Origin of the sequence: Taurinivorans muris (genome assembly GCF_025232395.1) — a bacterium.
GTDB classification, from domain to species: domain Bacteria; phylum Desulfobacterota; class Desulfovibrionia; order Desulfovibrionales; family Desulfovibrionaceae; genus Taurinivorans; species Taurinivorans muris.
Genome location: NZ_CP065938.1, coordinates 590,406 through 611,068, shown reverse-complemented (window position 1 = coordinate 611,068; position 20,663 = coordinate 590,406). Strand labels below are relative to the sequence as shown.

Genomic DNA, 20,663 nt, shown 5'->3' with positions numbered 1-20,663 from the left:
TTAAAATCCGTTGTAAAGAGTATCTTTCGTATGTGATTTTTGGATGCCGGCAATCTCGTCTTTCACAGTGATGAGTTTGCTGTAATTTTTTTTGATTTCAAGACCTTTAGCCGTCAGCTGGCTGTCCGGTTTTTCTATGTAATGTTTCAGCAGGTAGCGGTTATTCAGAATTTTGTTGATTTCATAAAGCGTGCTTTCAGCTATCGTATCAAAATAATGTATGCTTTCGAAACGCAGTTCTTTTGCAATGGCGACGGCTTCAACAAGCATTTGCTCATAGCTGAGCTGTTTGTCCTTGTATTTTCTGGAACGGATTTCCTCTAAAACCCTGACTTTTCTTGCCTGTACGATGAAGCTGAATTTATTGAGATTTTCCTGTATGAGCTCATGCAGATCAAGCGTATCTTCTTCATGGAGTTTTACAAAATAAGCTTCGATGATTTTGCTCAAATCAAGGAAAAATTCATCGCTGTAACCGATAATTCTCCTTTGATGTTTGGACAGCCATGTGAACAGAAATTTTAAGCGTTTTTCTTCCGTGTCGGTATTTTCAATAAGCTCTGTTTTCTTGTAAAGGACGGTGCCGTAATATTCGCCCCGTATGATATCGTTCAGGCGGATGATGAGATTGGTTGTGTCACGGAGAACATTGATATTGGTAATGGCTTTGCCTGTCAGCGGATGGGTGATTTCATGGGACATGATGGACAAGGCTCTGTCCTGCCTGATGTTTCCTTTGTTGAAAGCGTGCTGCTTATAGTGCACGCGCAGGATGACCACACGTCTTTTTTCATCCACAAAAGCGTTTTGTTCTTTGATTTCATTGATTAAATCCGTTTGCTCCTTATCGATGCTCACAAGGGTGATTTTATCGACAGCCGGATACCGTATATGTTGGTGGTTGTTCCAAATCGTTGTGATAACTCTGTCTGATTGACCGAGAACGCGGATAAGGAAATTTTCTCCTGTCTTATGCAAACGTCTTGAAAAAAGGGCAGCCGAAGTTCTTCGCTCCGAGGCAATGGGAAATCCGTAAAGTTCCATTAAATATTGCATGACGAAATTTCTGTTACGTTGGTACAATTGATCGTTGCCCATTTGAAATTTGCCGATACGAAGACCGAAGCGCTTAATCTCGCCGTTCATATCGGACGGAAAAGAGGCGAATATTCCGGAAAGTTGGTAATGTCCGTAAAAACTTTTGCTGATTACGTGCGCTCTGTCCATTTCAATAAGATAGGGCAAAAGATACGGGTAGAGCTCCAAAACCGTGATGTCTTGGCGTTGAAAGCGTTTTTTAAATTCATCGTGCAGATTGCGGGGCATTCTCGCAAGCATGGTATGGTTGTTTTTTTGCGTGACATAACTTTCCAAAGGACAGCACGGACCTTTTGAAAACGATAGAAATTCGGAAATAGGGTGCAGGGAATCATACTGGAAAACTTCTTGAAAGGAAGAAAGTTCCCTGTCGAGCACAAGCATGGAAAATCCGGGCAAATTATGGTATTCGTAACTGTCGGATTCAAAAGAGGGCAATAAGGACCGCATGTCGATAAGCGGATAATTCTTATTTTCAAAAAACGGTTTGAGCAGCGTTTCGCGGATATGGACAAAATCAAGGTATTCTTTGAGATCTGCAAGGGTGGTAATAGAAATGAAATTAAAGGAATCCGGCTGATTGTCAAATTTCCATTTAGATTGAGAAAAAGCTTCGGTATATTGTTTCATTCGTATTATCCTTGAAAATTCCTGACTTCATAATATCGCAATTTTGCAAATTTATCCAGTCAAAATTTCTTGAAAAATGAATTTTTTTTAGTGTTTTTCTATTGATTAACCAAGGCGTTTCTTGCTATATCGTAATGAACGGGAGAAAGGTTGTCCATATGGAAAATACAAATATTTTTTTTGATAAAAGCGGTATTTTTGATAATTTTTTAGCGTTGATCGCAAGCACGTTCGACGCGCATTCTGTTTTGTTGTTCATGCCCGAAAGCGAAAACAGCGCGGCGAAATTGGTTTCTTTTTTCAGTATGAGCGACAAGTCCGTAAATCAGAACGCGCAGCTTGCTCAAGGAAAAGGTTTGGTGGGGTGGATTTTAAAAAACAAACAGCCTTTATTATATCAAATTCCTGAAGAAAATCAGGCGAATTTAGGATATTATCTTGATGATACCGAAGATTCCATTCATTCTTTCATGGGAACGTTCATCGCAGGAAACGGCGCTTTGTGCCTGGACAGCAAAAAAGCGAATTTTTTTTCCGAAAACCAGCAAAAACTGCTGGATTTGTACGGAAAGATTTTACCTCAGCTTTTTACGATTGTTAACAACAGCATGCAAATCCATACGGCTGAAGATTATTTTCAGCTGTTGGAACAGCTTGCCGATTTGAAAAAAAATTATAACGGCTGGTCGCCGTATTTAAGAAAGCTTTTGCAGCTGCTGTCTTCTTCCTTGGGCTTTGAATATGTCGCTTTTACCTCTTTGTCCGATAAAAAGGACCATTATTATATAGACGGGGAGTTTCCTGCGATTACAATGAATAAGGAATTCGGCTTCGGCGGCGGACTTGTGGGCTGGGTGTATAAAAATGAAGAAATGATTCAAAACGACGGAAAAGAAAATAACCGCAGTTTGCCTTTGTATTCAAAAAATGACGGATTGCCGCTTTTTTCCGCCACGGTCTGCATTCCTGTCCGCGTTGAAAAAAATATTGCGGCGGTATTATGTTTAGCTTCAGCAAGTCCCAAAGAATTCGACACCGATTTTAAAATCATTATGCGTGTGATCAGTGAGGATTTGGCACAATTTTTGGAAATTGTCGCTTTGCGTTATCGGGTTCACAGGATGACGAAAAAATAAATCTTTTTACAGTTGGTTATAAACAAAATCAATAAATACGGTAAGATACTGATTTTCGGTTAAATATAAATAGAAACATGCCGTGACAAAAAACGTAAAAATGAAAATATATTCCGAATAGGTATTGGTCCGGACAAGCTTCACGGCGAATTTCTTGTCGGGATTGATAAAACGCGGAACTCCTTTCACGGTTAACATATCAAGAAAAATATGTGAAAAAATCCCTATGAAGAAGGCGGGGATAATCTCTTCGTATTCCATTAATTCCTGAAAGTCCTTTTGCATGCGGGGGATGATGACCGCATAAACAAGAAGCAGAGAAACAGCATACCATATCCATGCATGGCTGTGTTTCCTATGGATTTTATTGAAGCTGAAACCAAGTTTTGTCAGAAAAAAATCAATACTGTCCGGAATTGTCGAGCCTAAAAAACACGAGGCTATTCCCGATATGTCGAATTTGCACATTGCAGCTACGCCGACGGCGAAAATTCTGTGCGAAAACCATTTCATTCTTATACTTGCGTACGCAGATAAGCGACCATGCAGCTGCTTATTAAAGAAAGGACAAACCAAAATGCAAGGGCTTTGCCTGTTGTCGGTTTTTTCATGAAAAAAGCTGTGCAGCGCGGCGCAATAAGGCTGCATAATGCGATAAAAGTGCTTGAGACCGCAAGAATAATGAAGAAAAGCATTAAGTTTTCCATGTTGACCTTTTTTATATCATCGGTTATGTTTTTAAGGTATGCTTTCCCCTCAACGCGTGATTTTGTTGTTCGTTGTCGGGTAAAGCATATGCTGTTAGTTTCGATAAATATTTTTGTTTTTTTTCATAAAACGGAAGTATAGTCAAATGTATTTTTTTGCAACTATGAAATTTTTTTAAAATCGGAGAAGCTATGAAAAGGCAAATAATAGAAATCAATGAAAACAAATGCAACGGATGCGGGCTTTGCATAAATGCCTGCCACGAGGGAGCGCTTGTTCTTGAAAATGGAAAGGCGAAGCTCGTCCGCGACGATTATTGTGACGGACTCGGCAGTTGTTTGCCGGTGTGTCCGATGGGGGCGATAAGCTTTATCGAGAGGGAAGCCTTGCCGTTTAATGAAGCGATTTTGTTTTCGCACTTTAAAAATCAAAAAAACGGCAATTCTCCGGGCAATACCATAAGTGAATTAAAAAATAAGATTTTGAACCCGTCACAAATTCATTCGAAATTATCGCAATGGCCTTTGAAAATCAGCCTTGTCAATTCAAATTCCGAATTTTTAAAAGAAGCTGATTTGTTGATTGCCGCAGACTGCACAGCGTTTGCGTATGGAAATTTTCACAGCGAATTTATCCAAGGAAGAATAACGCTGATTGGCTGTCCAAAATTTGCGGTTGAAGATTATACTGAAAAACTGGCTGAAATTTTAAAAATAAATTCAGTCGAAAGCATTTTGCTTGTAAAAATGGCTGTCCCTTGCTGTTCCAAATTGGAAACCATGCTCAAAAACGCACTGGAGCTTAGCGGAGCAGATACTTCTTTAATTGTAAAAACAATTTCTCTTGAAGGAAATATTTTGTAAAACATTCCATAAATCGAGGTCGTACTGAAATCATTATGCAGCGTGTTTTCGAGTTCCGTTCATTTTTAGTTTTCCTTATTTTTGTAAGTTTGCTTTTTTTCGCCCTGTTAATGCCTTTTTTGGGAGCGATTTTTTGGGCTGTCGCTTTGGCTATTGTTTTCGCTCCCGTGCAAAATTTTTTCAGCCGCCATATTAAATGGAAAAACACCGCCACATTGTGCACATTGTTTTGCTGCACCATGATTGTTGTCTTGCCGTTTTTGTTCATTATCAGTTCCGTAATAGCGGAATGCGTTAAAATTTATGCTTCATTGAGTTCCGGCACAATTAATCCTGCCTATTATTTTGATGAAATTCAAAAGGCGTATCCTTTCATACAGGATATTTTTAATCAATTAAATCTCGACCCTGCGCAGGTAAAAGAAAAAATCAGTTCATTCGCTTTAAGAGTAAGCGGTTTTGTCGCTCAGCAAACAGTACATCTCGGACAAGGAACGCTTTCTTTCATCATGCAGGTTGCCATTATGCTTTATGTTGCATTTTACATAATGCGCGACAGCAAAATGCTTGTCATGAAACTGCATAAAGCATTGCCTCTCGGCTATAAGCGAGAACAGCTGTTTTTTGCAAAGTTTACCGAAGTGACACGTGCGACTATCAAGGGAAGTTTGATTGTTGCTATTGTGCAGGGAACGCTGGGCGGGCTTGTTTTTTATTTTTTAGGGGTGAGTTCCGCCTTGCTGTGGGGGGTCGTTATGACCTTGTTTTCCCTTATTCCCATGGTCGGAGCCAGTATTGTCTGGCTTCCCGTCTGCATTTATTTCTTTGCCGTGGGCGCGGTTTTAAAAGGTTTTATCCTGCTCTTTTTCGGCGCTGTCGTTATTGGGTTGATGGATAATATTTTACGTCCTGTTTTAGTCGGGCGTGATACGAAGCTGCCGGATTATCTTATATTGTTATCCACTTTGGGAGGTTTTGTCATATATGGCATGAACGGTTTTGTTGTCGGGCCGCTTATTGCGACGCTGTTTATCGCCAGTTGGGAAATTTTTTCTCTGGAATTTAATTATGACGATACAGATGAAAGTGAGAATGAAAATTAAAAAAACATGAAAAGCGGACAAACAAAAAGTCCCTCATGGTGCGAGGGACTTTTTGCTTGTCTTTTTTGTTCGATGTTATGATTATGAATATGTCAGGAATATTTCTACGTATATCAAAGTATATCAAATAACTTCATAACATTTTTTAAGAAAATATTATTTTTTTAGATAATTGATTGCGTTTTCAAAAATAACCGTTCCCAACGTCCTTGTTTTTTTATCGTTGCTGTTCGCCCAATGAGGGTGGTTCGTGCTATGGTTGAACGCTTCGGGATGCGGCATGAGTCCGAGAACACGTCCTGTGGGGTCTGTCAGACCGGCGATCGCTTTAGGTGAACCGTTCGGATTGTAAGGATATTCTTGCGTAATTTCACTTGTATTGGGATTTGTATATTGCAGGCAAATCAAATTCTCTTGTTCCAAACGGTCGAGGGTTGCTTCATCAGGCGTGACAATTCTTCCCTCACCATGGCGAACCGGAACTTGCAGCAAATCAATTCCTTGTGTGAAAATGCAGGGGCTTTTGGGATTGGCTTTTAATTCCACCCATCTGTCTTCATAGCGGGCGGAAAGATTATGGGTTAAGGAAACTTGGCGTTCAAAACGTTTATTGTCAAGGCAGGGCAAAATTCCGAGTTTGACAAGCAATTGAAATCCGTTGCAAATTCCCATAATTAATTTGCCGTCATCAAGGAATTTGTTTAAATGCTCAAGAAGCGGTTTTTCTTCGCTGTCTTTTAAATAAAGCCAGCGTTGGGCGGCGGCATGTGCTGCGCCTAAATCGTCGCCGTCTAAAAAGCCACCGGGAAAAAGAAGAAATTGATAATCGTTTAATTTTACCGCACCGGAAACAATATCTGAAAAATGTACGATATCCGCTTCACCGGCACCGGCCTGACGGACGGCATATGCGGTTTCCTTATGTGAATTTGTGCCATACCCGGTTAAAACAAGCGCTTTTACAGTTGCCATTTTAGCTCCATTATGTTTTTTAATAAAACTATTTGTTTTAATTTATATTTTTTTATTAAAAAAATTTTCTTTTCTTCTTTTGAAAATATAGTATAGTAGCGAAATAATAAAAGGTCAATGCGTGATAAAAAGAAAAATTTTTGTTCGTTTTTGGCTTTCTTTCTTATTTGAGTAATAACTTTTATTGAGGTCAGCATGAAAACCAAGTTTATTTTTGTAACCGGCGGTGTTTTATCTTCTTTAGGTAAAGGTCTTGCAGCAGCTTCTTTAGGAGCATTGCTCAAAGCCAGAGGGCTTAAAGTTACTATTCAAAAGCTTGATCCATATATTAATGTCGACCCCGGAACAATGAACCCTTTTCAGCATGGGGAAGTGTATGTCACTGACGACGGCGCGGAAACCGATCTTGATTTAGGGCATTATGAACGCTATCTCGGCATTTCACTGTCCAAAAGAAACAGCACTTCGGCAGGACGTGTTTATTACACTGTTTTGAATAAGGAACGCCGCGGCGATTATCTCGGAGGAACCGTGCAGGTCATTCCGCATATTACCGATGAAATCAAACGCTGTATGCTGAGTTTGGCTGCGGACGCAAGTCCTGAAGACGCTCCAGATGTCGCTATTATTGAAATCGGCGGTACTGTCGGCGATATTGAAAGTTTGCCGTTTTTGGAAGCTATGCGCCAGCTTCGCTCCGAACTTGGCAGGAACAATTGCCTGAATATCCATTTGACTTTGGTTCCTTACCTTCGCGCCGCCGGCGAATATAAGACGAAACCGACCCAGCACAGCGTAAAAGAGCTTCTTTCCATTGGGGTACAGCCTGATATTGTTCTTTGCCGCTGTGAGGAAACAATCCCGACAGAATTGAAGCGCAAGATTTCCCTTTTCTGCAATGTTGAAGAAGGAGCGGTTTTTTCTTCTGTTGACGTCAAAAATGTTTATGAAGTTCCTTTAAAATTTTATGAGGAAGGATTTGACCAAAAAGTTGTAATCATGCTGCAGCTCAATGCGGGAAATCCGAAACTTGACCCTTGGCGCAAGCTGATCGCTGATTTCAACAATCCAAAACATACTGTAACTATCGGGATTGTCGGAAAATATGTTGATTTGAAAGAGGCATATAAAAGCTTGCATGAAGCGCTTATTCATGCCGGCGTTGCCAATTTTGCAACAGTCCAGCTGCGTTATGTGAATTCCGAAGAAATAAGCAAAGACAATGTCGCGGATATGCTTGCGGGTTGTAACGGTGTTTTGGTTCCCGGTGGATTTGGGTATAGAGGTGTTGAGGGAAAAATTGAGGCGATACGCTATGCACGTGAAAACAAGATTCCGTTTTTCGGAATTTGTTTGGGCATGCAATGCGCCGTTATGGAATTTTCACGTAATGTTGCCGGAATATCCGATGCCAATTCTGAAGAATTTGTGCCTGATTGCGAAAACAATGTTATTTATTTGATTAAAGAATGGTTTGATTTTAGAACAAATAAACGTGAAATCCGCGATTGCACAAGCGATAAGGGCGGAACCATGCGTCTTGGCGCGTACCCCTGCAAATTGAAAAAAGGCACTAAGGCATATGATGCCTACAAGGCGGATGAAATTTTTGAAAGACACCGCCACCGTTACGAATTTAACAATAAGTTTAAAGCGATACTTGAAGAAAAAGGTCTTATTTTCAGTGGAACATCACCTGATGACGAACTTATGGAAATTGTGGAAATTGCAAATCACCCATGGTTTGTCGGCTGTCAGTTCCATCCGGAATTCAAATCCAATCCCATGAAAGCACACCCTTTATTCAGAGATTTTATTGCGGCTTCGATTAAAAATAACGAAGCATAGAAAGTTGCCCCTCTTTTTGAGAGGCTTTTTTGTCGCTTCAGTGTAGAAAAACACTGGCTAAGCCGGAGGAACGAAAAAATTCAGACAGATAACACATCTTTCTAGCATCTAGAATTACAGATACAAAATTTAAACTTTCACGGGGAAAACTTTTCCAAAAGTTTTCCTGTGCTCCCTATTCAAAACGTTTTAATATTACAAGACAATATTGATAAAATCAGATAATAAAACAACACCGTTACAGACTTTGCCCATAGCGGGTTTGCGTTTAGGGGGTGCAATAGCCGTCAGCGAGTTTACGAGCTTTGCGGATAGCGACAGCAGAGCTATAATTCCCCAAAAAATAAAAAAGGGGCTAGACATCACTTTTTGTTTTTAAAGTAAATTTGTTCCATAAAATCCGCAAAATTCTCATTTCTGAATTCATAATCATAATCTTGAAAAAGATAGTGGTCAAGAGTCATAAAAAATATGCATGCTATGCTGAAATATTCTAGTCTTTTTTATACGCGATACACATGGCGGAAAGACCGAAGAAACGATTTTTTTGCATAATTTTTGTTTCTTGAGTGCAAAGAAAAGACAAAAAGGAATTTACAAATTTTGAATGGCGCTGCAATTGGGATTTAGGAGTGTCTTTTTTTGAAAAGAGGTTGTCAGCCATACGGGTTAGTACGGCTAAAGGAAAAACGGAACCAAAATAATAAAAACTGTTCACAGGACAAAGAGAAGAATTTTCAACAAGATTTTCTAAGTTTTTTAACGTATAGCGCCGTTTATGTCCAAGAAAAACATCGTGCTGGCTCCATAAAAACTTGAATGCGGGAACGGATATGAAGAAATAGCTTCCTTTTGGTGCTTTTTCCACATAACTTTTCAGAAATGCCTCATCATCGTCAATATGTTCGAGTACGTCGACAAATAAAGTCAAATCAGGTTCAACTTCCGGACATTCCTCTCTATAATGGATAAGTCCTTCGGCATACTGTTCGTCATATTCGGAATCGTACGCTATGTCGACGCACCAAGATTCTTTTACCCCTGAATTTTTGATAAGGTATTTAGAGAAAAAAGCGGAACCTGCTCCTATGTCAAAAATCGTATCTTTCTTATAGGGCTGTAAAACTTTGGAAACAGCCAAAGCCTTTGACTTATAATACCAGTGGTTGTCAATATCATCACCTAAGATATCGATTTCCTTTATATCCATGCTTTTTTCCTATATTCGATTGGTAATTATAAAAATGATAAATTGAATTGTCACTATTTATCAATGCCAAGGGCAGCGCTTTCATCAACAACCCAAATCAAGTCCCCGCCGGTGGGACGTACGAATTGAGCGGGAAGTTCCGGTTCGCTTAAAAGATTGAGGGTTTTGCTTAAAGCGTCATGCTTTTCTTTGCCGGTGACCATGAATAAACAGCAGCGGGCATTATTTAAAACAGGAAGTGTCAGTGTAATCCTATCCGCATTTCTGCTGCGCACGTATTGGTCGATAACAATGCGCTCTTTTTCTTGAATGGCGTATTCTCCGGGGAAAAGGGATGCGGTGTGTCCGTCGTCGCCAAGCCCTAACAAAATACAGTCGAATTTTGGAAATTCTCCGGGGGCTAAGCGGAAATGTTCCTTAATTAAATTTTCATAAGCAAGTGCGGATTCTACCGGATTGCCTTCACCTTTCATTCTGTAAAAACGGGTTGCGGGTACTTTTGACAAAAGTTCGCGTCTGGCAATGCCGTAATTGCTTTTGGGGTCGTCAGGATGAACGCAGTATTCATCGCCCCAATAAATCATGATTTTTTCCCATGGCAGCCGTTCCGCCCAGTCATTTTCCGCCAAAAGCCTGAAAAGAGGGATAGGCGTGGTGCCGCCTGAGAGCGCAAGAGTGAAAATACCTCTTTCTTCGATTGCTTCTTCACAAATTTGTACCAAATGGTGTGCAACGCGTTCCGCCATGGCGGCAGGGTCTTTGTGAATATGAAGTGCTAAATGTATTGAACGAGCCATATTTTCTCCTTAGAAAAAATCATACGTAATTATACGGTTAAATTTAAAAACTGGCAATTACTTTTTTCTAACGTCGAAGTAATCTCCGTTTTCCGCATTGATCATGGAAGGCGTTGCTTCACAAAGTACGGCATTGGCTGCCGAGAGCTGCTCAAGCTGTTCTGCGGTGAGGGGAATTTGCCAAGCCGTTTGAACGCCGCTGTCCGGAGTAACTATCGTATTGTTTTTAAACGTTTGCTCTAAAATATTCAATCCTTCGTCATTGCTGACAGTGATAGTTACGGCATAAGAAACAAGGTTTTCCGAAAGAAAATTCGGATCAGCGCTATAAGAAATAAAAAGCATGTCTTTTTCACGGTTTTTGGTCAATTTTGCCGTACATTTGGAATTTGGCAAGTATCTTACGATGTTGTAACGTTCTTTACGGTCTTTTAAGGTATTGAAATTCTGTTCCTGATTATGGCGTTTCGAGAGCAGATAATTGTACGTTTGCAATATTTCGTCGAGATTGGCTAATTTTATGATTTTAAGCCCTTCATCTGTTTTTTGCAGTTCAAGCCTGATAGGGATGCTTTGCCAATATTCGTCAAAAATCGTCGTGGTGATTGTGTACGTTTTTGTCTTATCGTCTTTGGATATTTTAAAATTCGCTTCTTTCAGGAGCTGGCTGATATTTTGGGGAATGAACCGGGTTTTATTGATGAAATCGTTCTTATATTCATTTCCTTTAAAAATATCCAGCAATAATAAGGAAATATTGTCTTCTATGGTTTTCGTGGAGGGAATTTCACCGATTTGCGTATACACATATTTGTATCCCTGAATTAATTTAATGAAATCATTGATAAAATGTGTGGAAAAATCTGAAAAATCGATAATTTCATTAAAAAGAACAGGGTCGTTATTGATTAATGAATTTTGCAGAGAGCTGAGAATATAATCGGCTCTGTAATTTTTTATTGATTGATAATAGCTGAAAATGCCTATGCCGGAAAATAAGAGAATATGAAAAACAAGAAGCGGTATCCAAATTTTTTTCTTTTTAAGGAAAGCAAGCTTGGAAAAAACAGGTTTGAATATTTTTATGACGGGTGCGAATATTTTATGAATTATGCCTGATTTTTCAAGTTTTAATTCTTCAAAAAGATTTTCAAACTGTTTGGCTTTTATTTTTGTTTTTTTAGACGTATTCTCGTTATTTTCTTGGTTATTGCTCATATTGTCTTATTTGCTCATTCCATTGAGAAAGTCTTTGTTATTTTTGGTACCGCGCATTTTATCAAGCAAAAATTCCATACTGTCGATGGAGGACATCGGCGCCAGAATTTTTCTCAATATCCAAATCCGATTAAGATTTTCTTCGGAAAGGAGCAAATCTTCTTTCCGAGTACCGGTCTTATTGATGTCAATTGCCGGAAAGACCCGTTTTTCAGCCAAATGGCGGTCAAGATAGATATCCATATTGCCGGTGCCTTTAAATTCTTCAAAAATCACTTCGTCCATGCGTGATCCGGTATCAATCAATGCGGAAGCGATAATGGTCAGACTTCCGCCGCCTTCAATATTTCTTGCCGCGCCAAAAAAACGTTTGGGTCTTTGCAGCGCGTTGGCATCCAGCCCGCCTGACAAAACTTTGCCGGAAGAAGGCGTAACGGCGTTGTAAGCTCGTCCCAAGCGGGTTATTGAATCTAAAATAATCACAACGTCTTTTTTTCTTTCGACCAAACGTTTGGCTTTTTCTAAAACCATTTCAGTAACTTGAACGTGGCGCTGCGGCGGTTCGTCAAAGGTGGAGCTGATCACTTCGGCGTTTTTAACCGTGCGCTCCATATCCGTGACTTCTTCGGGTCTTTCGTCGATAAGAAGCACGATAAGATATATTTCCGGATAAGAAGCGCTGATTGCGTTGGCGATATTTTGCAGTAACGTTGTTTTCCCGGTTTTGGGAGGAGCCAAAATTAAACCGCGCTGTCCGCGTCCGATGGGGGACATCATATCGATAACGCGTCCGGAAAGGTTGTTTTCATCGGTTTCTATGCGCAGCTGCTGATCCGGAAAAATAGGGGTCAGGTTGTCAAACAATACCAAATGCTTGGCATTTTCCGGAGGTTCAAAGCCCACTTCATTGACTTTCACAAGGGCGAAATAGCGTTCTCCTTCTTTGGGAGGGCGGATCTGCCCTTTGACAATATCGCCTTTGCGCAAATGATAACGGCGGATTTGCGAAGGAGAAACATAAACATCATCAGCCCCCGGCATATAACTGCTTAAAGGGGAACGCAAAAATCCGTATCCGTCCGGAAGAACTTCAAGAACTCCGTCGGCTATGATGGTTCCGTTTTGTGAAACGCAGGACTGCAATAACGCGAAAATCAATTCTTGTTTGCGCATGCTGCTTGCATTATCGAGTTGATATTTTTCTGCTAAATCCATCAGCTCGTTCATACTGCGGGTTTTTAATTCCGATAAGCTTAAAAATGTTTCCGCTGCGGAATTTTTCTCGGAAATTTGTTCTTGGGAAGGTGTCTTTTTATGAATGAATTTTCTTTTATATTGTTTTTTTGGGGTAGTATCATCAGCAAGTGCGTAGGAATAATCATCAAGAGGCTGCGGCTCGGAAAAAATTTCTTGTTCTGAAGAAAGATCAGGCATGGAAGAGATTTCTTGTTCTTGAATATTTTCTGTTTCTTTTTTTGGTTTTCTTCCGCGTGTTGATTTCACGGGTTTTTCTTCAACAACATTCTCAGCCACAATTTTTCTTCTTTTTGTTTTTGCAACAGTTTCAGACATAAAAAATCCGTCCGTAATAAAAATAGATTGTAAAGGGGAAAAAAGATATAAAAATGGATTGCATTTGCCTTATAGCCATTTTTTTCAGCTTTGGCAAGATTAATCTTTCTTCTTCATATTAATTTTGTTCATGGCTTTCAGCGCGCCTGATTCAAGTATTTCTTTCAATGCTGTGACGCTTGAAGCGATTGCGCTTTCTATCTCATCCCTGTCCTGTCCAAAGCCGCTTAAAACATAGGAACTTACTTGTGAGGAATCTTTCGGGCGTCCGATACCGATGCGCAGACGATAATAATTTTGCGTACCCAGCCGTGAACTGATTGATTTTAAGCCGTTATGTCCCGCATTTCCGCCATCTTTTTTTAGCTGTATCCTGCCCGGAATTAAATCAAGTTCGTCATGAATGACAAAGAGTTTTTCGGGTGACAGTTTGTACCAAGCAAGCAGGGGCTGAACGCAGTCGCCGCTTAAATTCATGAATGTCTGCGGAAAAGCGCAAATCCAATCGGCATTTTTATACGCGAGCTTAAACGTTATTCCGTTAAATTTTGTGCTTGAAATTTGGTCGACACGATATTCCTTGGACATGTCTTTTAAAAATGCTTCCAGTGCGAGAAAACCGATATTGTGCCTTGTTGCCGCATATTGGCTTCCCGGATTTCCCAGCCCGATTAAAACACCGCCGATTTCCATTTAGTTATTTCCTGTAAAACGGGTTAAATCCCTTGCCATTTCAAAAGTGTTCAATTCAGAGCTCGCCATTTTTCCATAAACGGATTCTGGTTCACGCCGCCTGATATCCTCCAAAATGCTTTTCCATCTTGTGGTGTCGCCCATTTTTTTGTGCAAGCGGGCTTCACGAAGCTGCAAACCGGCATAATCTGTCGATGTATTGGAAACATAGTTGCGGTAACGGTTCAGCCATTCCATGGATTCGGTGTATCTGCCCGCAATTTCGGTGATGTCCATGAGGGCGGCAATGCTTTCACGTTCTCTTTCCATACTGGAATAAGGGGATTGCATGGAGCGCAAATCTTCAAACATGGCAAGAGCGTCCAAATTGGCTTGATATGCTCCGCGCAGATTTTGTTTCTTTTCAGCGTCACGTGCAATGAAATACTGCGCATAAGCCCTTTGGTAAAGGGGAATGCTTTCATTGGCGGCGAGTTCCTGCCAAAGCGGAAGCGCCCTTGCTTCAAGCCCTATGTTTTCCGCCGCAAGCGCCGTTGTATATTTCCTGTTGTTTTCTTTTTCAACAGGTAACGTCCATGGAGAAATTTTTTGATTTATTTCCAAGACCTTGTTCCAATCTTGTTTATTAATGGCATGGGCTAAGAAAATATCGTAGGCATACAGTCCGTTTTGATATTCCTCATCGTTTTTTGGTGTTCTGTCCATGAAATATGTGAGCAGTTCCTCCGCCTTGGCGGTATCATCCCTATTCAGGTAAGCCCTTGCCATAGCCATTCGCAAATTTACGCTGATAGGTTCATAAAAAGCGTGAATGGCGGGAAAATCCTCCCATAAGATCAACGTTCTTTCAAAGTTTTGCTCCGCCAAAGAAAGCTCCATGAGCGGATTAAACGCCCTGTGCAGCAAATCCAAGGCATTGTCGCTCTCTATTTTGTCAATATTCTCATTGAACAGATTTTGTGCCAGATGTGCCGCTTCAAGATAGTTTTTTTCAAGATATGTCTGGGTGGCTAAACGGAGTTTTGCAAGGACAGCTTCTTTGCTGTCAGGATATTCGGCAATGATTTTTCTGTAATACTTAGGAGGATATTCTGAATTGGGTTCGCTGAATATTTGAATGGTTTCATCCAAAGACAAGCCGTTGTCGTAGCGCCCGTTTTCTCCGACATAGAGCAGGGCTTTCGGGGCGTTTTTATGTTCAGGAAATTCTTGATACAGTTGATTGAGAACTTTTTTTGCCGATTCTTTCTCGTTGATGTCAAAATAAAGATTAGCGATTTTAAACAGTATGTCGCCGGCGTTTTCCGCTTTCGGATTTAAGTTGAAAATCTGCCAATAAGTCGCGATGGCTTCTTGGATAAGCCCCTGTTCTTCAAAAATATAGGCTTTAATGACGAGATAGTCGGAAGACTCCAAATAAACTTTAGGCCAGCGGCGGTCGGTAAAGTTTATCATCGAAAGGGTTCTTTCATTGTTTCCCAGTTTATGAAGAGCTTTGATTTGTAACAAAGCCGCATTCTTGGCATAGGTGTTGTCCGGGTAATTATCAATTAAAATTTGCAGGTACTGCGAAGCAATGGCATATTCATTCTGTTTCAAATAGTAATCGCTTAAAAGCAAAATCGCATTGGGCGTGTCGACGCTGTAAGGAAAATTTTTATAGAGCATGTCGGTATAAGCCCTTGCCTCTTCCGGTCTGTTCAGGGCGAGGTACGTTACGACCAAGTCCGCAAGAATTTCGGGTTTTCTAGAAGATTCGCTGCTTGCGTTCAAAGCTTCATGGGCGAAGTTGATGAACTGTTCTCCGACATTCGCGATATTTGTGCTGTTCATGATAAAAAACGCTTTCGCCCTGTTATAATAAATTTCTTCCAAAAGGTTTTTCGGTAAATTAAATCCTTTTAATTTTTCTGCTTCCTCAAAAACCGTTTCGTATACGCCTAAATTATACGCCTTTCGCATGGTTTGTATTGTTGCGGGAATGTCAAGGGGAGGCGGAACTTCATTGCCTTGCTCGTCAACATAGATAATTTCTCCGACAGGGGGAGCATCGGGATTGATTTCCTGCTTATCCGGTTCTGCCGGAACAAGCCCCGCTTCTTCGGGAGTATTCGGAATAACGGTATCGTGCGTTTTATCTTCAATAACAAGGGGTAAATTTTCTTGTTTTTGTTGAATCAACTCAGAAGAACCGGAATTGGAATTTTTATTTTTGTCTGTTACTTGCTGTTTCAGCTCATTTGTTTTCAATTCTTCGGGAGTGATGGGGGCGGCTTCCGTCGGCGGATTCGTATTCAATTTATACGATACGGAAGGGGGAGTAAACTCGGAAGCGTGTTTGTCTGCCGGCAACTCTTCGGTTTTAATAGGTTCGGGTTGACTTGCCTGATTTGCAGGCGCTTTTGTGCTTGCTTCCGCCACAAGCATATGTTTGGCGAGAGGAGATTGTTTTTGCGGAGAATGTTCCGCTTGCGTTGAATTTGCTGTTTTATCAGATGGTATTGCCGCAGGAACGCCGGAAGCGGCTGCCGTATTTTGCGTTGTTTCTTTTTTTTGAAGGGTGGCAGCATTATTCGCGGGATTTTTTTGCTCCGCTTTCAGTTCTTCAAGCTTTGCTTTAACTGTTTCTTCTTTTTCACTGACTTGATTATTAAATTCGATACGTTGCTCTGTCGGTTTCCAGCGAGCGCCCAAAGGGTCTTTATATATGCCGATAATCAACGTGTCTTTATCCGTATTTTGGATAAAGCCGAAGGCGTTATCATTCAAAAGGACAGTTAAGCCGTATTCTGTCGGAATGACATCGGTTATGAGATTTCCTTTGACCAGTTGCAGATTTTTATCAAAATTTTTGCCTTGAATAAGTATTTTATTGGTATCTGTTCTGATTGTTTCAATTTTTTCCTTATTCAAATTATTGCTGATAATAATTTGGTCAAAATTGTTATTTTGGGCGAAACTCCAAGTAAGGGCGTGTGCAAAAGGAATGTTTGCAAACGTTAACAGGAGGGCGGAGAGAATTATTTTTATCTTCATGTTTATTCGGTATTGCGTTTTTTTAGTTTTTCGATAAGAGTTGTGCGTTTTATGCCTAGAATTTCAGCTGCTTGGTTTTTAATGCCTTCAACTTGTTCCAGTGCTTCGTTAATAATTTTATCTTCAATCATTTCTAAAAATTCTTTCAAATTCATATTGTTGTTTTTCATATCGATTAAGGACGGAAGCATATTGGATGAATTTGAAAAATCGGAAAATCCTTGTGTCAAAATCGAGGTCAGGGATTTCTTCTCTTTTTGGCTTACGCTTGAATTTAATGAAATTGCCGTATCTTTTTGTTTGGCGGGCTGAATGGTTATTTCTTCAGGAAGAGGGGGAAGACTGCTTATATCCCCGACTCCGTTTAAAATTTTGGGAGAAAGGTCTGACAGTACGATTTGCGGACCGTCAGCCAAAATGCTTAACCGTTCGGTGAAATTTTCCAATTCCCGCACATTGCCGGGCCATGAGTAATTCAAAAAGACTTTTGCGACATCTTCGGACAACGTCAGTTGTTCGCGTTCTTTTTTTTCACAAAAAACTTTCAGAAAATTTTCCGCCAATGTCAGAATATCGTTTCCTCTTTCACGCAAAGGAGGCAGGTGCAGCGGAATAACGTTCAAACGGTAATATAAGTCTTCCCTGAAATTGCCAAGAGCGACTTCCTGTTCCAAATCCCTGTTCGTTGCCGCCACAATGCGCACGTCGATTTTTTTGGGGCCGCTGCCGCCAACCCGTTCGATTTCTTTCTCCTGCAGGACCCGTAAAATTTTTACTTGCAAAGAGGTATCCATTTCCCCGATTTCATCAAGAAAAATGGTTCCGCCCTCCGCCAGTTCAAAACGTCCGGGTTTGGTGCGTATGGCGTGGGTGAATGCGCCTTTTTCATGTCCGAAAAGTTCAGATTCTAAAAGTTCTTTGGGAATGGCACCGCAGTTGACAGGAATAAAAGGAGCATTGGTGCGTTTGCTTTCCCTATGCAAGGTACGCACTAAAACTTCTTTACCCGTTCCGGATTCTCCGGTAACAAGGACCGTGCTGTCAGTTGGAGCGACTTTGCGAAGAATTTTGAATACTTCCGCAAGAGAGGTGTCTTCCCCGATTATCCCTGAATTTTTATGGGACATATTTCCTCCGTAGGAGTAAATAAAATTATATAATTATTTTAGTACAAAAATAAAAAGTGTCAATAGTCTGACAGATAAAAAATATTTTTTTTTCAAGGGCTTGTTTTTTGAAAACATAAGGTTGAACTTGACAAATCGGGTTATTAATACGTATTATAATTGATTGAATGTTATTACGCAGTGTTTGAATAACGGAGGATATATGCCAATTCTTGAAATTCGTGACGTGCATAAATGGTATGGCGATTTTCATGTATTAAACGGAATCAGTGAAACGGTTGAAAAAGGTGAAGTGGTTTTTATTTGCGGACCTTCCGGTTCCGGCAAAAGCACCTTTATCCGCTGTTTGAACAGATTGGAAGCTATTCAGCAAGGTTCCATTTTGCTTGAGGGCGTCGATATTTATGATAAAAATTTGGATGTGAACGAATTGCGGAGTGAAGTGGGCATGGTTTTCCAACAATTCAACCTGTATCCGCATTTGAGCGTTCTTGACAATATTACGCTTGCGCCGATTAAAGTCCGCAAACTTCCGAAGCATAAGGCTGTCGCCAATGCCATGGAACTTCTCGAGCGTGTCGGAATTTTAAATCAGGCCCATAAATATCCCATTCAATTGTCAGGCGGGCAGCAGCAGCGTGTCGCCATTGCGCGGGCTTTGGCAATGCAGCCCAAGGTTATGCTTTTTGATGAACCTACTTCCGCTCTCGACCCTGAAATGGTGAATGAAGTTTTAAATGTCATGAAGGATTTGGCTTCCGACGGCATGACCATGATGTGCGTAACCCATGAAATGGCATTTGCGAAAGAAGTAGCCGACAGAATTATTTTTATGGACCATGGCGTTACTTTGGAAAAAGCAAGCCCCGAAGTTTTCTTTACCAATCCGCAGCATGAGCGAACGAAAGCGTTCTTAAAAGAAATCTTATAAAAATGAGGAATTATGAGTAACGAACAGGAAAAAGTCATTTATTCGATGCACCGTGTGACCAAACGTCACGGACAAAAGGAAGTGTTGAAAGATATCACGCTTGGATATTTTTATGGTGCGAAAATCGGCGTTTTAGGTTTAAACGGCGCAGGTAAATCATCGCTTTTAAAAATTTTGGCAGGTGTCGATAAAAATTTTGAAGGGGATATTGTTATCGCTCCCGGATACAGTATCGGCTATCTTGAACAGGAACCTCTTGTCGATGAAACACGGACTGTGCGCGAGGTTGTTGAGGAAGGCGTTAAAGAAGTCATCGATTTGGTCCATGAATTTAATGACATCAATGCCAAGTTCGCCGACCCCATGGAGGCGGACGAGATGGACGCTCTTATTGAACGCCAAGCGAAAGTTCAGGAAAAAATGGACGCCGTGAATGCTTGGGACATTGATTCCCGTCTTGAAATGGCTATGGACGCTTTGCGCTGTCCTCCTTCCGATACGCCGGTTTCCGTTATTTCGGGCGGTGAAAAACGCCGTGTCGCCCTTTGCCGTCTGCTCCTGCAAAATCCTGATGTTTTGCTTCTTGACGAGCCGACCAACCACTTGGACGCGGAATCTGTCGCCTGGCTTGAACGCTTTTTGCATACTTTTCCCGGAACCGTCATCGCCGTTACCCACGACCGTTATTTTTTGGATAATGTCGCAGGCTGGATACTGGAATTGGATAGGGGCAAGGGTATTCCATGGAAAGGAAACTATTCTTCATGGCTTGAACAAAAGGAAAAACGCCTTGCTTTGGAAGAGCGTTCCGACAAAGAAAGACAAAAAACACTTGCCCGTGAGCTTGAATGGATAAGAATGGCTCCCAAAGGCAGACACGCTAAAAGCAAAGCCCGTATCAACGCCTATGAAGCCATGGTCAGCCATGAAAGCGAACGTCTTGCCGCTGATTTGGAAATTTACATTCCGCCGGGACCGCGCCTTGGCAATACCGTCATCCAAGCGGAAAATATCAGCAAAGCCATGGGCGACAAAGTCCTTATGGAAAATATGAATTTCATCATTCAGCCCGGAGCCATTGTCGGTATTATCGGACCGAACGGCGCTGGAAAGTCCACCTTGTTTAAAATGATAGCAGGGCAGGAACGTCCTGATAAAGGCGGCATGAAAATCGGCGATACCGTCAAACTCGCCTATGTCGACCAAGGGCGTGACAGTTTGCAGGCAGGCAAAAGCGTTTATGACATTATCAGCGAAGGTGCGGAATTCATAAAGCTTGGCAGCCGCGACATCAACGCCCGCGCGTACTGTTCCCGTTTCAATTTCAATGGCAGCGACCAGCAAAAAGATGTCAGCCTTTTATCCGGCGGGGAAAGAGGACGCCTGCATTTAGCCCAAATGCTTAAATCCGGGGCGAACGTTCTTCTTCTTGACGAACCGACCAACGATTTGGATGTCAATACCATGCGCGCCTTGGAAGACGCCCTTGAAAACTTTGCGGGCTGTGTGCTTGTTATCAGCCACGATCGTTGGTTTTTGGACCGTATCGCAACCCACATCCTCGCTTTTGAAGATGAGGGCGTTGTCAATTTCTTTGACGGCAATTATACCGAATATGAGGAAGACAGACGCAAACGCTTAGGCAAAGGCGCTGATACTCCTCATCGCATGAAGTTCAGGAAATTGACGCGCTGACGCGTGTATCATAACGATGTGACTGT

17 protein-coding genes are annotated in these 20,663 nt (G+C 41.2%); 6 read left to right on the top strand and 11 right to left on the bottom strand.

The window, feature by feature from the left end; all coding sequences use genetic code 11:
* A complete protein-coding gene (locus tag JBF11_RS02780) occupies window positions 1-1,728 on the bottom strand; it encodes a hypothetical protein (protein ID WP_334315860.1) in 1,728 nt (575 codons plus the stop codon).
* 158 nt (window positions 1,729-1,886) lie between these two features.
* Between JBF11_RS02780 and JBF11_RS02775 the strand changes: the two genes are divergently transcribed.
* Entirely contained in the window at window positions 1,887-2,864 is a 978-nt protein-coding gene (locus JBF11_RS02775) for a GAF domain-containing protein (protein ID WP_334315859.1), read from the top strand.
* Between the two features lie 6 nt (window positions 2,865-2,870).
* Here JBF11_RS02775 and JBF11_RS02770 read toward each other — a convergent pair whose 3' ends face one another.
* Both JBF11_RS02770 and JBF11_RS02765 read right to left on the bottom strand, forming a co-directional pair.
* On the bottom strand, window positions 2,871-3,377 hold the full coding sequence (locus tag JBF11_RS02770; protein WP_334315858.1) for a metal-dependent hydrolase: 507 nt from the start codon (window positions 3,375-3,377) through the stop codon (window positions 2,871-2,873).
* 2 nt (window positions 3,378-3,379) lie between these two features.
* On the bottom strand, window positions 3,380-3,571 hold the full coding sequence (locus JBF11_RS02765; RefSeq protein ID WP_334315857.1) for a hypothetical protein: 192 nt from the start codon (window positions 3,569-3,571) through the stop codon (window positions 3,380-3,382).
* 192 nt (window positions 3,572-3,763) lie between these two features.
* Between JBF11_RS02765 and JBF11_RS02760 the strand changes: the two genes are divergently transcribed.
* Window positions 3,764-4,435, top strand: coding sequence for an ATP-binding protein (locus JBF11_RS02760; protein WP_334315856.1), 672 nt, complete (start codon window positions 3,764-3,766; stop codon window positions 4,433-4,435).
* 35 nt (window positions 4,436-4,470) lie between these two features.
* Window positions 4,471-5,538: an AI-2E family transporter gene (locus JBF11_RS02755; RefSeq protein ID WP_334315855.1), complete on the top strand. Its 1,068-nt coding sequence runs from the start codon at window positions 4,471-4,473 to the stop codon at window positions 5,536-5,538.
* A 156-nt stretch (window positions 5,539-5,694) separates the two neighbouring features.
* Here the strand turns inward: JBF11_RS02755 and JBF11_RS02750 are convergent, their stop codons facing one another.
* Window positions 5,695-6,510: a phosphoribosylformylglycinamidine synthase subunit PurQ gene (locus JBF11_RS02750; RefSeq protein WP_334315854.1), complete on the bottom strand. Its 816-nt coding sequence runs from the start codon at window positions 6,508-6,510 to the stop codon at window positions 5,695-5,697.
* 195 nt (window positions 6,511-6,705) lie between these two features.
* Here JBF11_RS02750 and JBF11_RS02745 point away from each other — a divergent pair, with 195 nt between their 5' ends.
* Window positions 6,706-8,358, top strand: a complete 1,653-nt coding sequence (locus tag JBF11_RS02745; RefSeq protein ID WP_334315853.1) for a CTP synthase — start codon at window positions 6,706-6,708, stop codon at window positions 8,356-8,358.
* 493 nt (window positions 8,359-8,851) lie between these two features.
* On the opposite strand, the gene JBF11_RS02740 is transcribed toward JBF11_RS02745, so the two are convergent.
* From JBF11_RS02740 to JBF11_RS02710, 7 genes are all read right to left on the bottom strand, one after another.
* The gene (locus JBF11_RS02740; RefSeq protein WP_334315852.1) at window positions 8,852-9,568 is read right to left on the bottom strand and encodes a class I SAM-dependent methyltransferase; all 717 of its coding nucleotides are present in this window, start codon (window positions 9,566-9,568) and stop codon (window positions 8,852-8,854) included.
* Window positions 9,569-9,621: 53 nt separating this feature from the next.
* Window positions 9,622-10,365 carry a 6-phosphogluconolactonase gene (gene pgl / locus JBF11_RS02735; RefSeq protein WP_334315851.1) on the bottom strand — a complete coding sequence of 248 codons (744 nt, stop codon included), beginning with the start codon at window positions 10,363-10,365 and terminating at the stop codon, window positions 9,622-9,624.
* A gap of 57 nt (window positions 10,366-10,422) precedes the next feature.
* Window positions 10,423-11,583, bottom strand: a complete 1,161-nt coding sequence (locus JBF11_RS02730) for a hypothetical protein (RefSeq protein ID WP_334315850.1) — start codon at window positions 11,581-11,583, stop codon at window positions 10,423-10,425.
* A gap of 6 nt (window positions 11,584-11,589) precedes the next feature.
* Window positions 11,590-12,873, bottom strand: coding sequence for a transcription termination factor Rho (gene rho / locus JBF11_RS02725; protein WP_334316304.1), 1,284 nt, complete (start codon window positions 12,871-12,873; stop codon window positions 11,590-11,592).
* 381 nt (window positions 12,874-13,254) lie between these two features.
* Window positions 13,255-13,848 carry an aminoacyl-tRNA hydrolase gene (gene pth / locus JBF11_RS02720; RefSeq protein ID WP_334315849.1) on the bottom strand — a complete coding sequence of 198 codons (594 nt, stop codon included), beginning with the start codon at window positions 13,846-13,848 and terminating at the stop codon, window positions 13,255-13,257.
* On the bottom strand, window positions 13,849-16,884 hold the full coding sequence (locus JBF11_RS02715) for a tetratricopeptide repeat protein (protein ID WP_334315848.1): 3,036 nt from the start codon (window positions 16,882-16,884) through the stop codon (window positions 13,849-13,851). It abuts the gene before it with no gap.
* Window positions 16,885-16,886: 2 nt separating this feature from the next.
* Complete coding sequence (locus JBF11_RS02710; RefSeq protein ID WP_334315847.1) at window positions 16,887-18,011, bottom strand: sigma-54 interaction domain-containing protein; 1,125 nt, start codon at window positions 18,009-18,011, stop codon at window positions 16,887-16,889.
* A 202-nt stretch (window positions 18,012-18,213) separates the two neighbouring features.
* Here JBF11_RS02710 and JBF11_RS02705 point away from each other — a divergent pair, with 202 nt between their 5' ends.
* Together JBF11_RS02705 and ettA are read left to right on the top strand one after the other, a co-directional pair.
* On the top strand, window positions 18,214-18,942 hold the full coding sequence (locus JBF11_RS02705; protein ID WP_334315846.1) for an amino acid ABC transporter ATP-binding protein: 729 nt from the start codon (window positions 18,214-18,216) through the stop codon (window positions 18,940-18,942).
* Between the two features lie 12 nt (window positions 18,943-18,954).
* Window positions 18,955-20,637, top strand: a complete 1,683-nt coding sequence (gene ettA / locus JBF11_RS02700; protein ID WP_334315845.1) for an energy-dependent translational throttle protein EttA — start codon at window positions 18,955-18,957, stop codon at window positions 20,635-20,637.
* The last annotated feature ends 26 nt before the right edge of the window (window positions 20,638-20,663 follow it).

Coding starts and splice junctions, on each gene's coding strand:
- JBF11_RS02750 (WP_334315854.1), bottom strand. CDS start 6,510: ATGGCAACTGTAAAAGCGCTTGTTTTAACCGGGTATGGCACAAATTCA.
- JBF11_RS02760 (WP_334315856.1), top strand. CDS start 3,764: ATGAAAAGGCAAATAATAGAAATCAATGAAAACAAATGCAACGGATGC.
- JBF11_RS02765 (WP_334315857.1), bottom strand. CDS start 3,571: ATGGAAAACTTAATGCTTTTCTTCATTATTCTTGCGGTCTCAAGCACT.
- JBF11_RS02780 (WP_334315860.1), bottom strand. CDS start 1,728: ATGAAACAATATACCGAAGCTTTTTCTCAATCTAAATGGAAATTTGAC.
- JBF11_RS02775 (WP_334315859.1), top strand. CDS start 1,887: ATGGAAAATACAAATATTTTTTTTGATAAAAGCGGTATTTTTGATAAT.
- JBF11_RS02740 (WP_334315852.1), bottom strand. CDS start 9,568: ATGGATATAAAGGAAATCGATATCTTAGGTGATGATATTGACAACCAC.
- JBF11_RS02745 (WP_334315853.1), top strand. CDS start 6,706: ATGAAAACCAAGTTTATTTTTGTAACCGGCGGTGTTTTATCTTCTTTA.
- JBF11_RS02715 (WP_334315848.1), bottom strand. CDS start 16,884: ATGAAGATAAAAATAATTCTCTCCGCCCTCCTGTTAACGTTTGCAAAC.
- JBF11_RS02755 (WP_334315855.1), top strand. CDS start 4,471: ATGCAGCGTGTTTTCGAGTTCCGTTCATTTTTAGTTTTCCTTATTTTT.
- ettA (WP_334315845.1), top strand. CDS start 18,955: ATGAGTAACGAACAGGAAAAAGTCATTTATTCGATGCACCGTGTGACC.
- JBF11_RS02710 (WP_334315847.1), bottom strand. CDS start 18,011: ATGTCCCATAAAAATTCAGGGATAATCGGGGAAGACACCTCTCTTGCG.
- pth (WP_334315849.1), bottom strand. CDS start 13,848: ATGGAAATCGGCGGTGTTTTAATCGGGCTGGGAAATCCGGGAAGCCAA.
- JBF11_RS02730 (WP_334315850.1), bottom strand. CDS start 11,583: ATGAGCAATAACCAAGAAAATAACGAGAATACGTCTAAAAAAACAAAA.
- pgl (WP_334315851.1), bottom strand. CDS start 10,365: ATGGCTCGTTCAATACATTTAGCACTTCATATTCACAAAGACCCTGCC.
- JBF11_RS02705 (WP_334315846.1), top strand. CDS start 18,214: ATGCCAATTCTTGAAATTCGTGACGTGCATAAATGGTATGGCGATTTT.
- JBF11_RS02770 (WP_334315858.1), bottom strand. CDS start 3,377: ATGAAATGGTTTTCGCACAGAATTTTCGCCGTCGGCGTAGCTGCAATG.